The following is a 14,052-nucleotide window of genomic DNA, read 5'->3' on the forward strand; positions in this document are numbered from 1 at the left end:
AATAAGCCGTGCTTTATGGAAATAGCCATAGTGCTAACCCTACTATTAATTGCGGTGGTGCTTTTTGCCACCGAGAAAATATCGATTGAGCTCGTGACGCTGCTCATGCTCATCATTCTGGCCGGCCTGCGTATCATCACACCCGAAGAAGCCTTTGCCGGATTCAGCAGCGATTTTATCATCATTATCGCATCGATCTTTATACTCAGTGCCGCCCTGGAAGAAACCGGTATCCTGGATTTTGCCATCGTGAGCCTGGTGCGGCTGGCAAAGCGAAGCAATAACCTCATGCTGCTGATGGTGATGCTGGTGACAGGAGTTGTTTCGGCCTTCATGAACAACACCACCGTGACCGCTATGTTCGTTACGCCGCTGGTTGGTCTTTCCAAACGAATTAACAGAAGTGCTTCTAAAATTCTGATGCCCCTGGCCTACGCCGCCATACTGGGTGGCACCTGTACCCTGATCGGTACCTCTACCAACGTAGCGGTAAGCGGTTATATCGCCAAGGCAGGTTTAGAGCCGATTGGTCTGTTCGAAATTTCAGGTATTGGCCTTATTATCTTCTTAGTAGGTGTTGCTTATATGATGACCATCGGGCAACGCATGCTTCCTGACCACACCGACCAGCAACTGGCCGAAGAGTACAAGCTGCAGAAGTACCTAACCGAAGTGGTGGTCATGCCCGATTCACCCCTGATAGGCCAGCTGGTTTTTGCTTCGGATCTTACTTCGCTCAACCTACGCATGCTCAACATCATTCGGGGCAAAGAAAACTTCCTCCCCGACTTCCGGACACGTATCCATGAGAGCGATATCCTGCTGGTTGAAGGGGACCTAGGTGACCTGATGAAGGTGAAAGAGACAAAAGGGATCGAGATCATGGCAGATGTGCTGGCAGAAAAAGACCTGGAAACAGAAAACATCCGGCTGGCCGAGGTGATGATCACCCGGCAGTCGAACCTGATTAACCGCACCGTAAAGGAGGCCGAATTTCTCCGGCGTTTTGGCCTGGTGGTGCTGGCCGTGTCCCGCCACGGCGAAAGCCTGCGCAGCAAGATCGGGAGCATCGCACTCAAAATGGGAGACGTACTGTTGGTACAAGGTGCTCCCCAGCGCTTTGAGCAGGTGCGTAGTTCCAACCACATTGCTATTCTGGATGAGTTTGAGCCTTTGCTTTACAAAAAACGCAAAGGCATCATTGCCATCTGCTGCTTTGTATTGGCCATTATCGCGGGTACTATGGAGTTGTTGCCGCTTTCCATTGCATTCTTGTTGGCAGCGGTCGTGAGCATTTTGTTGCGCTGCATCAGTACCGAGAAGGCTTACAGCGCCATTGACTGGCGCCTGTTGATACTGATCGGAGGAATGACGGCTTTTGGTACGGCTATGGAAAATTCAGGAGCGGCAGACTTTCTGGCGCACGGCATTGTGGATATAATGGGCCCCATCGGTGGCAAATTAGGTATACTGGCAGGCTTTGTCTTGCTCACGGTCATATTGACCCAACCCATGTCCAATGCGGCTGCAGCTCTTGTTATCATACCGGTGGCGCTGCGGGCGGCCATGGAGGTAGGCGCCGATCCACGCGCTTTCGCCATCGCCATCATGCTGGCGGCTTCCGTGTCCCTGGTTACGCCTTTTGAGCCAGCCTGTATCCTGGTGTACAGCCCCGGTAAGTACCGCTTCTGGGATTTCATCAAGATAGGCTCTCCCCTGACTATCCTGCTCATCGCGGTCATCCTGTTGCTGGTGCCGGTCTTCTGGCCAATCTAGAAATTTGATCGGATTACGGAAAAAGAACGGAGTACAGGAGCATGACGATCATGGCCCCGAGCAGGCCTGCTCCGAACATCAGCTTGCCCGCCTGAAATGCAACGTTCTTTTCGGGCTTAGGGAGCCACAGGTAATTGAGGCTGAGATTAAACAGGTATACCATGATGGTCAGCAGGAAACTGATAAACCAAAAAGCAGAAAAGCGGACGATGAAGTCCTCCGAAAGCCCGCTGCCCTGGTAGGGGCTGACGTGCAGTTCCTGTGCAAAGAAAAGATAAGCCAGCAATATCAAAGACAAGGCATACGCTCCCAGCACCACACTATTCCATACCCGCAGATTCCTCATCGTACTCAGGAGCTCGTCTTACGTTAGTTTAGAAAAGCCTGCGCCTCCTGCTTGATGGCCTCGCGGGTAAGCCCATCCTTCACTCCCATCGAAATTTTCCGAACCAGTACGCCGACAATGGCTTTTCTGAAACCCAGGCGGGCAGCCATGTTGATACAAAACTCCATTTCGTTTTCATCCACAATGCCATCGGCCAGCATCATTTCCACCAGGTCGTATATCTGGTCAAAACGCTCGGAGTCGTTGGTAGGCAACTGGGTTTTTACCCGATCCATATTCGAGATCAACCCCCTGACATCCTGGGCCTTCATCCCGTGCTTCTGCCCGATGGAGATGATAAAATTCATTTCGGAAGGGTCCAGATGACCGTCTACTTTGGCTAAAGCCCCGAGATTTGTGATGTGGCTCTTTAACTTTTTTATTTCTTCACTTTCAAAAAAACCAAACATACAGCTCCCTTTTTATTGTACCTGTTCTATACTAATAACAAATTAATAACGGCGTGCCAGCCTAAAAATATGTCTGGCTACTCTATTTTTACTCAAGATAAAGAGAAAATAGTAGCACTAATTTATACCTTGCAATCAAATGTGCTTTTACATACGGTTTTTACTATCTTGGAAGATATAGTTTTGTATTTTTTTTTTATTTCCTCTTAATTTGGGAGTTGCAAAAGAGCAAAGAAGTAAACCTCAGGTATAGAAAGAACATACAAGCTGCTAATCAACAAGATAACAAATTTAAATAAGCAGCCAATTACATTATTAAATATTAACTCCTATGAAGAAGATTGGTGTTTTTACATCAGGGGGCGACTCTCCGGGAATGAACGCGTGCATACGGGCCATTGTGAGAGCAGCCGTTTATTATGGTATTGAGATCTATGGTATCAGAAGAGGCTATAATGGTATGATCAAGGGCGACATCTTCAAGATGGAGTCCCTGACCGTGAGCAATATCATCCAGAAAGGCGGCACGATCCTGAAGTCGGCCAGAAGCAAGGAATTTCTGACCAAAGAGGGCCGGCAGGCTGCCTACGATCAACTCCAGCAGCATGGCATAGAAGGCCTGGTAGCGATCGGCGGCGACGGAACCTTTACGGGTGCCAACATCTTTTTTGAAGAATACGGCATTCCGACCCTGGGCGCTCCCGGCACGATCGACAATGACCTGTATGGGACCGATTATACCATTGGCTACGACACGGCCGTGAACACGGCGCTGGATGCCATCGACAAGATCAGAGATACAGCCGATAGCCACGAGCGTGTCTTTTTCGTGGAAGTGATGGGCCGCGACTCCGGTTACATTGCCATACCTTGTGCCATCGGGGGAGGCGCCGAGATCGTGATGATCCCGGAGACCGATACCTCCATCGATTATGTGATCAATACACTGCAGGCTGGCTGGAACCGTTCCAAAACATCGTTTATCGTCATTGTGGCGGAAGGCGACGAAGAAGGCAGCGCAACAGACATCGCGGCAAAGGTGTCACAGCTTATCCCCAACATGGATGCCCGTGTAACCATACTGGGTCACGTGCAGCGTGGAGGCCCTCCAACGGCAGCCGACCGTATGCTGGCCAGCCAGTTGGGTATCGCCTGCGTGGAAGGTTTGCTGGCAGGCCGTACCAATGAAATGGCCGGTATCATCAACAGCCAACTGGTGTATACTCCATTTATAGAGACCATTACGAAGCAAAAACTCATCAACCCGAATTTTACTAAAATGGTCGATATACTTTCGGTTTAATCCGGAAAGAGAAGCTGAATAATCTTCCTGATGGGCTGGTGACGAAACGCGCCAGCCTTTTTTGTGCACCTCCCGATTCAAAAATTCAGGTATAGCTCCGCAAAAGTTCCTCTAGTGTGGCGTCTCACCCTGCATCCGATCATCGATAAAGGCCAGGATCTCCTGCCATTGGTCGGGGTGAAACCAGGTATAATCGGGGTACTTGTGGAACCAGGTCAGCTGGCGCTTGGCATAGCGCCGGCTGTTGCGCTTGAGCAACCGAACTGCTTCTGCCCAGTCGTACTTCCCTTCCAGGTAATCAAAGATTTCTTTGTAGCCTACTGTCTGAAGGGCGTTGTGGTGCCGGTAGGGGTACAGTGCTTCTGCCTCCTGTAGCAGCCCCTGCTCCAGCATCAGGTCCATCCGTTGGTCAATGCGCCTGTATAGTTCTTCCCTGTCCCGGGTCAGGCCGATCTTGATGATTTGGAAAGGCCGCTCCTGTTGCTCCTGCTTCCGGAACGAGGAGTAGGGCTGCCCACTGGAAAGGCATACCTCCAACGCCCGGATGACTCGCTGCGGATTGGCCTGATCGACACGGTCAAAGTAAACCGGGTCCACCTGCTGCAACTGCTCCAGCAAAGGAGCCAGCCCCTGCTGCTGGTAAGTGGCAGCCAGCTGCTCGCGTATAGCCGGGTCGGTTTCCGGCATCTCGTCCATCCCTTCGCATACCGCCCGCACATACAAACCCGAGCCACCTGTCAGAATCACCGCTTTGTGCTGCTTGAACTGCGTTTGCAGCAGCTGCAGCACATCCTGCTCATAGGCACCTGCATTATATTCCTCTGTGATCCGATGCGAGTCGATGAAGTGATGGGGCACCCCCTGTTGCTCCTGTTGGGTAGGTTTGGCCGTGCCTATGGTCATTTCTTTGTAAAATTGCCGGGAGTCTGCCGAGATGATTTCTGTCTTGTTATGTTGGGCCATGCGGACGCACAGATCCGTTTTGCCAACTGCCGTCGGACCTACCACTACTATCAGAAAATCAGAACCCTTGATGGAAGCCATACCTGTAACCTGGAAAAATATGTGCAGCAGCCGGCAGATGTAGTCCGGTGCAGGCAAATTAGAATGCTTACCGGCTTGTGCCGGTACAAAATTTCGACAGAAATCAGCACAAATTAAAAGCCTTTCTTGTTAAACGGGAAGCAAAGTGCACGAAGCATGCATTTTTTTATTAAATTATCGGTTTCAACACAAAGTTGTAATCTGAAGCTAAGTACATTTTTCCTTGGTTCAGACACTTTAGAAAGACATACAAATGCCATTTATACCTAGCCGTCACACAACCGAAAGTATTTCAACACAAGCCAACAGTTTATTACAGGTACTGGCACAGCTGCAACCAGCTGGCATCGGACTAGTGGTGGCTACTCAAAGCGGCGAGGTACTGGCGACAAACCCGGAGGCGGGAAGCCTATTACTCGATAACCCCGAAAAAATGGGAGGTGGTAACCTCCGTCCGATGTTAGGGCTGGAGGAAGAGGACGATTTTCTGGCCTTTACCGCACAACTGTTGCACAGCAAGAAACTCCACGGCAAACTACAGCTGACAACGCAACGAACCTGTCCCTACAGTTGCCAGCAGGTGCTGTTTCAGGATCACACGTTCCTCTGCCTCGAGATCGCTAATCCCCTGCAGTCTGCCCTGCCTGCCAGCCTGGCAACGGACGACAGCTACCACAATGTGTTCGATGACAGTACGGAGCCGCTTTTTATCCTGGACCGGGCAGGCAACTTCATCGACATCAACCGTAGCGGCCAGAAGCTGATAGAACAGCAAAAAGAAAATCTGATCGGCAAATCCATTTTCCGAAATTTTGACCTTAACCTCTTCGAACGTGTAGCCCTGCGCAACCAGTTGTTGAACACCCTGAAGGGGGAGCCCCAGAAGTTTGAGTGGTGGCTCCATGAAAAAGACCAGGAACTGCTGCCCGTGGAGATATCGCTGTGCCGTGGCATCTTTCAGGGGGAGGTCGTAATCTTCGGTTCTGCCAAAAACCTCTACGAAGCAGTCGGGGCCGAGCGGAGCGTTCGTTTCCGGAACCATCAGCTGGAATTTGTAAATCACCTCATCACCAACCTCTCAATATCGGGCAGCAGAGAAGATGTACTGAAGTACACCCTGGATGAGCTGCGGGAGAAAAGCGATGTAGTGGGCGGCGCCGTGTATTCTTATGACCCTGCTACCGAGAAAGTGATTCTCTCCTACTCTGCCGGCGATCTGCCTGCCGGAAGCTTACCGGCTACGATCGCCTTGTCCCAGGCACAGGCAGAGCAGCTGCTGAGAACCGAGAAGCGCAAGTCTGTGCAGGATATCAATCAGATGCTGGAGCAGCTGCTGGGGCATCACCTGACCGTGGTACCGATCGCTACCGACTCCAGCCTGATCGCCTTGCTGCTTGTCTGGCCGGGTCATGAGTCCAAAATCACACAGTCTTTTGTATCCCTGCTGGACTTTATCGGCAGCGCGATAGGGGGCTATATCTCCAAACACGAACTGTTGCAGCAGTTATCTCACATAGAAGATAAATACAAGCTTGTTTTTGAGGCCTCCTACGACGCAATCCTGCTGTTCCGCGACGGCATTGTGGTAGAGTGCAACGAGAAAGCCCTGCAGTTCTTCCGTTGCAAACGGGAGGATCTGGTCGGCAAATCCCCCATTGACTGCTCCCCTGAATACCAGCCCGATGGCACCCTTTCTTCTGTAAAGACGGCCCAGATGATGGAGCAGCTCCTGACAACAGGAGAACCGATCACGGTGGAGTGGAAAAACCTCCGCAAAGACGGTACACCGGTAGACGCCGAACTCAACCTCAACCGGATCATGATAGACGGGCAGTACCATGTGCTGGCGTTTAAACGGGACATTACCCAGCGCAAGCAGATGCAGAGTGCCCGTCGGCGCGAAGAGGTAGCCAAAGAGTCCATGGCGCACTTCCGCAGTTTCCTGGAAAAGGTAAACCTGATCTACTACAGCCAGGATACAGATGCCAACATCACGTATGCCAATGATTACTTCCTCAAGTATGTAGAGTATACCCGTGAAGAGCTTATCGGGCAGAATTTCTATGAATTGCTGGTTCCGGAGCAGGATCGGGAGGCCCGTTTGAAGGATTTCAGAAAATCACTGGAATCGAAACAGCTCAACTCGTATTATGAACGGGATGTGATCACCAAATCCGGGCAGATCAAAACCATGCGCTGGAACTGCATGTTTGAGTATGGCCCTGAAGGAGAGTTGGTGGGCCTGACCAGCGTAGGCAAGGACATGACCGACAAGCGCATTGCCATGGAGGCACTGAAGGACAACAAGATACGCCTCCAGGACCTCTTCGACAATGCCCACGACCTTATCCAAAATATTTCGATCGATAACAAGTTCATCTTTGTAAACAAAGCCTGGAAAGACCGCCTGGGGTATACAGACCAGGATATCGAGTCGCTTACCCTCAATGACATTGTGCATCCTTACTACAAGGCCAAGCTCATTTACCAGCTTCGGAACCTGTATAAGGGCGAAAACGTCAACAAAATGGAAACCGTTTTCCTGACGAAGGCCGGGAAACCGGTGCACCTGATCGGTAGTATCACCTGCAGTTGGCAGGATGGGCGGCCGGTTGCCACCAGGGCCATCCTGCACGACATCACCGACCGCATCAAAGCAGAACGGCTGCAGAAAGTGTACTATAGTATAGCCAACCTCGCCATCAGCAGCAAGGACCTGAATTCACTCTACAGCGCTATACACCGCGAGCTGAGCAAGATCATTGAAACGCGAAATATTTACATTGCCCTGTGCGACTACGACCACCGCCATTTGCACTTCGTGTACCTGGTCGATCAGTATGTAGACAAAGCCGCCAAGACGCAGCTGCGCAGGCCGTTTTCCGTAGGCTTATCGGAGTACATCATTGAGACCGGAAAGCCGCTCTACATGCAGAAGTCGGAGCTGATCGAACTGGCCAAGGAGCAGAACATCACCATACACGGGGCCATACCGGAGGTGATCCTGTGCTCTCCCCTGGCCATCGGCGACCGCATCATCGGGGTGATCACGCTGCAGGATTACCAGGACCCGAATGCCTACGTGCATACCGATATCGAGATCCTGCACTTCATTTCCAACCAGGTCGCCCTGGCCATTGAGCGCAAACGCAATGAGGAACAAATCAACAACCAGAATGCCCGCCTCAATGCCATTTTTGAAAGTGGTACACACCACATGTGGTCCCTGAACCGTGAATTTGAGTTGACCTCCTTTAACCAGAACTTTGCCAGTGCCTTCTTTAATCGCAGCGGACAAGAACTGCAACTTTATTCGCGTCTCACCGATGAAAATGTGGTCAATTTCCATGAAAACTCATTTGAGTTCTGGCACGATAAGTATATAGAAGCATTCAAGGGCTATCCGCAGCACTTCGAGGTGCACCTGCATCATCCGGAGAGCTGGCGCGAAGTATACCTGAACCCGATCTACCTGGAAGACGGTTCCTTTGAAGAGATTTCAGGTATAGCCCTTGACATAACCGACAAAAAATTATCACAGCTGGCGCTGGCCCAGAGCGAGGTTAAATTCCGAAGCATCTTTGAGTCTTTCCAGGACGTGTATTACCGCACCACCTTCGATGGAACGATAGAGTTGGTCAGCCCTTCCGTATACAACCTCCTGGGCTTCAAAGAAGAAGAAATACTCGGCACCTCCTCCGAAAAGCTGTACGCGAACCTGGCTGACCGGGTGGTGGTCAAGCAGAAAGTGATGGAACAGGAGAGTATCCGTGACTTCGAAGTAGAGTTGGTGTGCAAAGACGGCAGCATCAAAACTGTTCTGCTCGACGCCCGGCTTACCTACAACCAGGAAGGTAACCCGATTGGCCTGGAAGGAGTTTTGCGCGACGTGTCGGAGCTGAAACGCACCCAGGTAGCCCTGCTCAAAGCCAAGGAAGAGGCGGAAAATCTGCTCAAGGTCAAGACCCAGTTCCTGGCCAACATGAGCCACGAGTTGCGCACGCCTATGAACGGCATCATTGGTATGATCGACCTCTTAAGCCAGATCAGTACCGACGAGGAGCAGCGCGAATACATCGATACGCTACGAAAATCATCGGATGCCCTGTTGGCGATCCTCAATGACATACTTGATATTTCAAAGATGCAGGCCGGCAAGCTGGTCCTGAACGAGACAGGCCTGGACCTGCACGATACCCTGAATAAGATTCACTCCCTGTTTGCGAACAGGGCACAGCAGAAAGACCTGCACTTTACCTATACCATATCGCCGGCTACCCCACGCTACATCCTGACCGATGAAACCCGTTTTCTGCAGGTTCTCTCCAACCTGACGTCCAACGCAATCAAGTTCACCAACGAAGGGGAGGTCAGTATACACATCGATGCCACCCCGCTGAAGAAAGCGGGAGAATACAAACTGCAGGTTCGGGTGAAAGACTCCGGGATCGGTATAACAGAAGAAAACCAGAAACTACTCTTCACCGATTTCACGCAGCTCGACAACTCCTCTACCAAGAACTTTGGCGGCACCGGACTGGGACTGGCTATTTCGAAGGAGCTCACGCACCTGCTGGGAGGAGAAATCGGGGTGGAGTCTACAGCAGGCAACGGCAGTACCTTCTGGTTCACCATCAAAGTCAAAAAAGCAGATGGAGATGAGGTGGAAGCCCAGTTGCTGCGTCAGCAACTCCAGAACGCCGAAGTGGATGTACTGGAATTTTCACCTTATGTCCTGCTTGTAGACGACAACCAAATCAACCAGAAAGTAGCGTTCAAGCTGCTCGAGCGCCTGGGCTGCCGCACCGATATTGCCACGAATGGCTACGAAGCCATTGAACTGGCGATCAACAAGGACTACAACATGATCTTCATGGACATCCAGATGCCGGAGATGGATGGGGTAACGGCCACTTCCATTATCAAGGAGAAGTTGGGGACGGACTGTCCGCCGGTAGTTGCCATGACGGCCTATTCCATGCGCGAAGATGCCGAGAAGTTTATGAGCCAAGGTATGGATGATTACATTTCCAAGCCTGTTAAGAGCTCCGATCTGCACAAAGTGATCACCCGCTGGCACCAGCATGACTGGAAGCGGCAGGAAACGCAGGCCATCTCTACAGACGAACCTATGGAGACACCGCTTGCTGCACAGCCTGTCATCGATGAGCAGATCGTGGAGCAACTAAACCAGATCGGTGGTCCGGCCTTTACGAAGCAGCTGTACATGGAATTTGAAGACGAAGCCCGTGAACTGCTCGAGGAAGCCAAAAAAGAACTGGAGGCACAACAATACAAAAGTATTTTAAGTACATTGCATCAACTTAAGGGAACCGGCTTTACTTTAGGTATAAATCTTTTGGCTGAACTCGCCAAACAGCTGGAGCATGACATCAAGCATGACAAGTTGGAAAGCGTTGATGATAATTTCTCCAGGTTATTGGAACAGTACGAAAACTATTGTAAAGCTTACAAAGAAATAATTATATAGCTTATATTCTTATGGCAGATAACAAAACCATACTGATCGCAGAAGATAGTTCTGTGATCCTGAACCTGACAAAAAAAATTCTGGAGCTTCAAAACTACAAGATCCTGACTGCCAAGAATGGCAGCGAGGTGATCAAGCAGGTAGAAAACAACAAGATCGACGCCATCCTTATGGACCTTAACATTCCGATCAAGAACGGAATGGAATGCTCACGTGAGATACGCGCGCATCAGGACAAGAACATCGCCAATATTCCGATCATCGCCGTAACCGGCAATGCCAACAACTATACCATGGAAGATTTCCAGCAGGTTGGCATCAACGAATACCTGCCCAAGCCGCTTGATTTTGACATGCTGGTGCAAACCGTCAAGAAGCACACCGGAGAGGCGTAAATGGAACTGAAGTACACGCGGCCATTTTTAAACAAGCTGGAGGATATTTTTGCGGAGTCGGATTTTGTGCTGCGCTACGAGAAAGGCAATTTTAAGGCGGGTTACTGTGTATTGAAAGACATGAAAGTAGCAGTTGTCAATAAATACTTCAGCCTTGAAGGAAAGATCAACTGCCTCTACGACATTCTGAGAACCATTTCTGTGGATGAGAGTCTGCTGAGCGACAAGAACAGACAGCTCTATCTGGACATCCGAAACCAGGAGAAAGTCAATTGAAAGTAACTTTTTTAGGCACGGGCACTTCCCAAGGCGTCCCCGTTATCGGGTGCTCCTGTGAAGTGTGCCGTTCCGTGGATTACAGGGATAAGCGACTTCGGGTATCGGTGCACCTCCAGGTAGAGGGCAAAAGCATCATCATCGACTCCGGCCCTGACTTTCGCCAACAGGTGTTGCGCGAGCGTATCCGTACGCTCGACGCTTTGGTTTTTACGCATGAGCACAAGGACCATACGGCCGGCCTGGATGATATCCGGGCTTACAACTTTATCCAGCACCGGGACATGCCGGTTTATGGAGAAGAACGTGTGCTTGAGCAGCTCAAACGGGAGTTCGCTTACATTTTTTCGGGCGTGCAGTATCCCGGCATTCCGCGGGTAGCGCTCAACCCCATCACAGAAGCACCTTTTTATGCCGAAGGCGTGCTTTTCACCCCTATCCGGGTAAAGCACTACAAGCTGCCGATACTGGGCTTCCGGGTGGGTGACTTCACCTACATCACCGACGCCAACCAAATTTCGGAGGAAGAGAAAGAGAAGGTAAGAGGATCCAAAGTGGTCGTCCTGAATGCCCTGCGCCAGGAGCCCCATATATCCCACTTTTCACTGCAGGAGGCCATCGAGCTACTCGAAGACCTGCAGCCCGAGCGCGGCTACCTGACCCACATCAGCCACCTGATGGGCCAACACCGCGAAGTAGAACTCACCCTTCCCGATTTTATCCGCCTGGGCTACGACGGCCTGCAGATTGAGGTATAAACTCTTTCGTATCACGATACACGTATCACGAAGCCTTTGGTGATGATTTGACATAGGATTTTCAGGAAACGATTACGCTATACCTATTCCGTCTCTTGTCAAAATATCGTTTGTCCATCTCCCAGAAAGTCGTGCTACTTGATACGTGCTACGTGATTCGCTTTTAGACTAAACCATGCACCAGAACTATTACTTTCTCCGGCAACTGACTGAGCACCTCCGGCCACTGCTTACGGGCCTGGAAGTCAGGACCTGTTTCAGCCAGAACAAGGATGAACTGATCCTGGGCTTCGCTTCAGCGCAGCGGGAGTTTTATATCCGTGCCCTGCTTACCTCCCACTTTTCCGCCTTGTCTTTTCCTTCCGAATTCAGGAGGGCGCGCGCCAATAGCGTAGACCTGTTCGATGCGCTGCAAGGGCAGGTGGTGCAGGACGTGGTGCAACACCTCAACGAGCGAAGCTTTTATCTGCGCTTGAGCCAGGATATGCTGCTGCTTTTCAAGCTCTTTGGCAACCGTTCCAATGTCGTGCTCTACCAGCAGGAGGATCCACTGGCGCTGTTCCACAAAAAGTTTGGCGCCGACCTGGAGCTCAACCCGCTCCGGATGGACCGGCCAATCCCGCAGAACTTTGAAGCTTTCGCGGCAGCAGAAGGCAACCTCCGGCAGGTATACCCTACCTTCGGCGATATCCCTACGCTATACCTGGAGGCCAGGGGCTACAGCGCTAAGTCGCTCGAAGTCAAATGGGAACTGGTTCAGGACATGCTGGAGCAGCTCGAAAACCCTATCGCCTACTACCTCATCAAACTGGAGGGCAAGACGCGCCTCTCGTTGCTGGAAGCAGGCCAGGTGCAACAGGTATACCAGGATCCGCTGGAAGCCCTGAACGCCTTTACCCGCGGCTACCTCACCGAGACAGGATTTGAGCGGCAGTTAGAACAGACAAAGCAACAACTCCTCAAAAAGCAGACGGCTACGCAGGCTGTGCTGGAGCAGACAGAGGCGCGGCTGCAGGGCCTGCTTCACAACCGTTCCTTCTCCCAGACCGCTGACATCCTGATGGCCAATCTGACCAACATACCTGTACGCGCGACGGAAGTGGACCTCTATGATTTCTATACCGACCAGACCCGACTGTTCAAGCTGAAGGCCAACGAAACACCCCAGAAGCAGGCAGAGCGGCTCTACCGCAAAGCTAAAAACCAGCACGTGGAAGTGCAGCAGCTGGAAGAAAAACTGGAACGGAAACTCGAAGAGGCCATTGTGCTGGAAGACGCCCTGCAGGCACTCGAAGAGGTGAAGGCCTACAAGCAACTCAAGGAATACCTGCGGGAATATGCTCACCTGCTCACCACAAAGCAGCAGGCGCAACAGGAAATACCTTTCCGCTTGTTTGAAACAGAAGGCTATAAAATTCTGGTTGGCAAAAGCGCCCAGAACAACGACCTGCTCACCCAGCGCCATACCTTCAAAGACGATATCTGGCTACACGCCAAGGACGTTTCGGGTTCGCATGTGGTGATCAAGTACCAGGCTGGAAAAGTGATACCTGCCACCGTGCTGGAGAAAGCCGCAAAACTGGCCGCGTACTACAGCAAACGCAAAAGCGACTCCCTCTGTCCGGTGCTCTACACCCCTAAAAAGTGGGTACGCAAACCGAAGGGTTCTCCTCCCGGATCCGTTGTAGTCGAGCGTGAGAAAGTAATGTTGGTACAGCCGGAGAATCCGTTTGAGCGGAAGATATAAATTGGTGCAGGTATAGCTTGGCAGGTATAGTTATACTACGGTAGCTCTACCGGCTCCAACTGCCCCTCCTTATCTTTATCGAGGACCCAGGAGGGGAGCCTGTTTTTCCAGTTCGATAGCTCTTGTTGCATAGCAACTGTAAAACACCCCTATAGTCCCCTCAAGGGGACAATCTCTGCCCTAAGACTGTCCTTTCGAACACGCTCGAGACGAGAGTCGAAAAGGGCGAGCGTAGCTCAGAGAAACCTGGATTCTTGCATGGCTTCGATGAGACTCCAGATTTCTCCCGTTGGTCGAAATGACAATGAAAACAAGTATAGCCGGCAGGTATAACTGACAGGTATAGTAAAACTAACTTACAACTGAAGCTACAAGGCAATAGCTTCTGCCAAGTGCGCAACTGACGATTTTGTGTTTGAGCGGACAGCGAGTTTAACAGCGTCTTGACTTTTTTGCTTACTTTTTTT

10 protein-coding genes are annotated in these 14,052 nt (G+C 51.1%); 7 read left to right on the forward strand and 3 right to left on the reverse strand.

The features are described 5' to 3' along the window. The first annotated feature begins 15 nt into the window (after positions 1-15). Positions 16-1,776 carry an SLC13 family permease gene (locus OB13_RS04800; RefSeq protein ID WP_461489009.1) on the forward strand — a complete coding sequence of 587 codons (1,761 nt, stop codon included), beginning with the start codon at positions 16-18 and terminating at the stop codon, positions 1,774-1,776. 13 nt (positions 1,777-1,789) lie between these two features. Here OB13_RS04800 and OB13_RS04805 read toward each other — a convergent pair whose 3' ends face one another. Both OB13_RS04805 and OB13_RS04810 read right to left on the reverse strand, forming a co-directional pair. Next, positions 1,790-2,122 (reverse strand): hypothetical protein, encoded by a 333-nt coding sequence (locus tag OB13_RS04805; protein WP_461489010.1) that lies wholly within the window; start codon positions 2,120-2,122, stop codon positions 1,790-1,792. Positions 2,123-2,145: 23 nt separating this feature from the next. Further along, a complete protein-coding gene (locus tag OB13_RS04810; RefSeq protein ID WP_461489011.1) occupies positions 2,146-2,571 on the reverse strand; it encodes a tellurite resistance TerB family protein in 426 nt (141 codons plus the stop codon). 331 nt (positions 2,572-2,902) lie between these two features. Here OB13_RS04810 and pfkA point away from each other — a divergent pair, with 331 nt between their 5' ends. Beyond that, positions 2,903-3,874: a 6-phosphofructokinase gene (gene pfkA, locus OB13_RS04815; protein ID WP_461489012.1), complete on the forward strand. Its 972-nt coding sequence runs from the start codon at positions 2,903-2,905 to the stop codon at positions 3,872-3,874. A gap of 111 nt (positions 3,875-3,985) precedes the next feature. Here pfkA and miaA read toward each other — a convergent pair whose 3' ends face one another. After that, complete coding sequence (miaA, locus tag OB13_RS04820) at positions 3,986-4,918, reverse strand: tRNA (adenosine(37)-N6)-dimethylallyltransferase MiaA (protein ID WP_461489013.1); 933 nt, start codon at positions 4,916-4,918, stop codon at positions 3,986-3,988. 253 nt (positions 4,919-5,171) lie between these two features. Here miaA and OB13_RS04825 point away from each other — a divergent pair, with 253 nt between their 5' ends. From OB13_RS04825 to OB13_RS04845, 5 genes are all read left to right on the forward strand, one after another. Continuing rightward, positions 5,172-10,409 (forward strand): PAS domain S-box protein, encoded by a 5,238-nt coding sequence (locus OB13_RS04825; RefSeq protein ID WP_461489014.1) that lies wholly within the window; start codon positions 5,172-5,174, stop codon positions 10,407-10,409. Between the two features lie 11 nt (positions 10,410-10,420). Then, the gene (locus OB13_RS04830) at positions 10,421-10,804 is read left to right on the forward strand and encodes a response regulator (protein ID WP_461489015.1); all 384 of its coding nucleotides are present in this window, start codon (positions 10,421-10,423) and stop codon (positions 10,802-10,804) included. Continuing rightward, the gene (locus OB13_RS04835; protein WP_461489016.1) at positions 10,805-11,080 is read left to right on the forward strand and encodes a hypothetical protein; all 276 of its coding nucleotides are present in this window, start codon (positions 10,805-10,807) and stop codon (positions 11,078-11,080) included. Continuing rightward, the gene (locus tag OB13_RS04840) at positions 11,077-11,838 is read left to right on the forward strand and encodes an MBL fold metallo-hydrolase (protein ID WP_461489017.1); all 762 of its coding nucleotides are present in this window, start codon (positions 11,077-11,079) and stop codon (positions 11,836-11,838) included. The genes OB13_RS04835 and OB13_RS04840 overlap by 4 nt, the downstream gene beginning before the upstream one ends. A 175-nt stretch (positions 11,839-12,013) precedes the next feature. Beyond that, complete coding sequence (locus OB13_RS04845; protein ID WP_461489018.1) at positions 12,014-13,585, forward strand: NFACT RNA binding domain-containing protein; 1,572 nt, start codon at positions 12,014-12,016, stop codon at positions 13,583-13,585. The last annotated feature ends 467 nt before the right edge of the window (positions 13,586-14,052 follow it).

This window comes from Pontibacter sp. HJ8, from assembly GCF_054824225.1.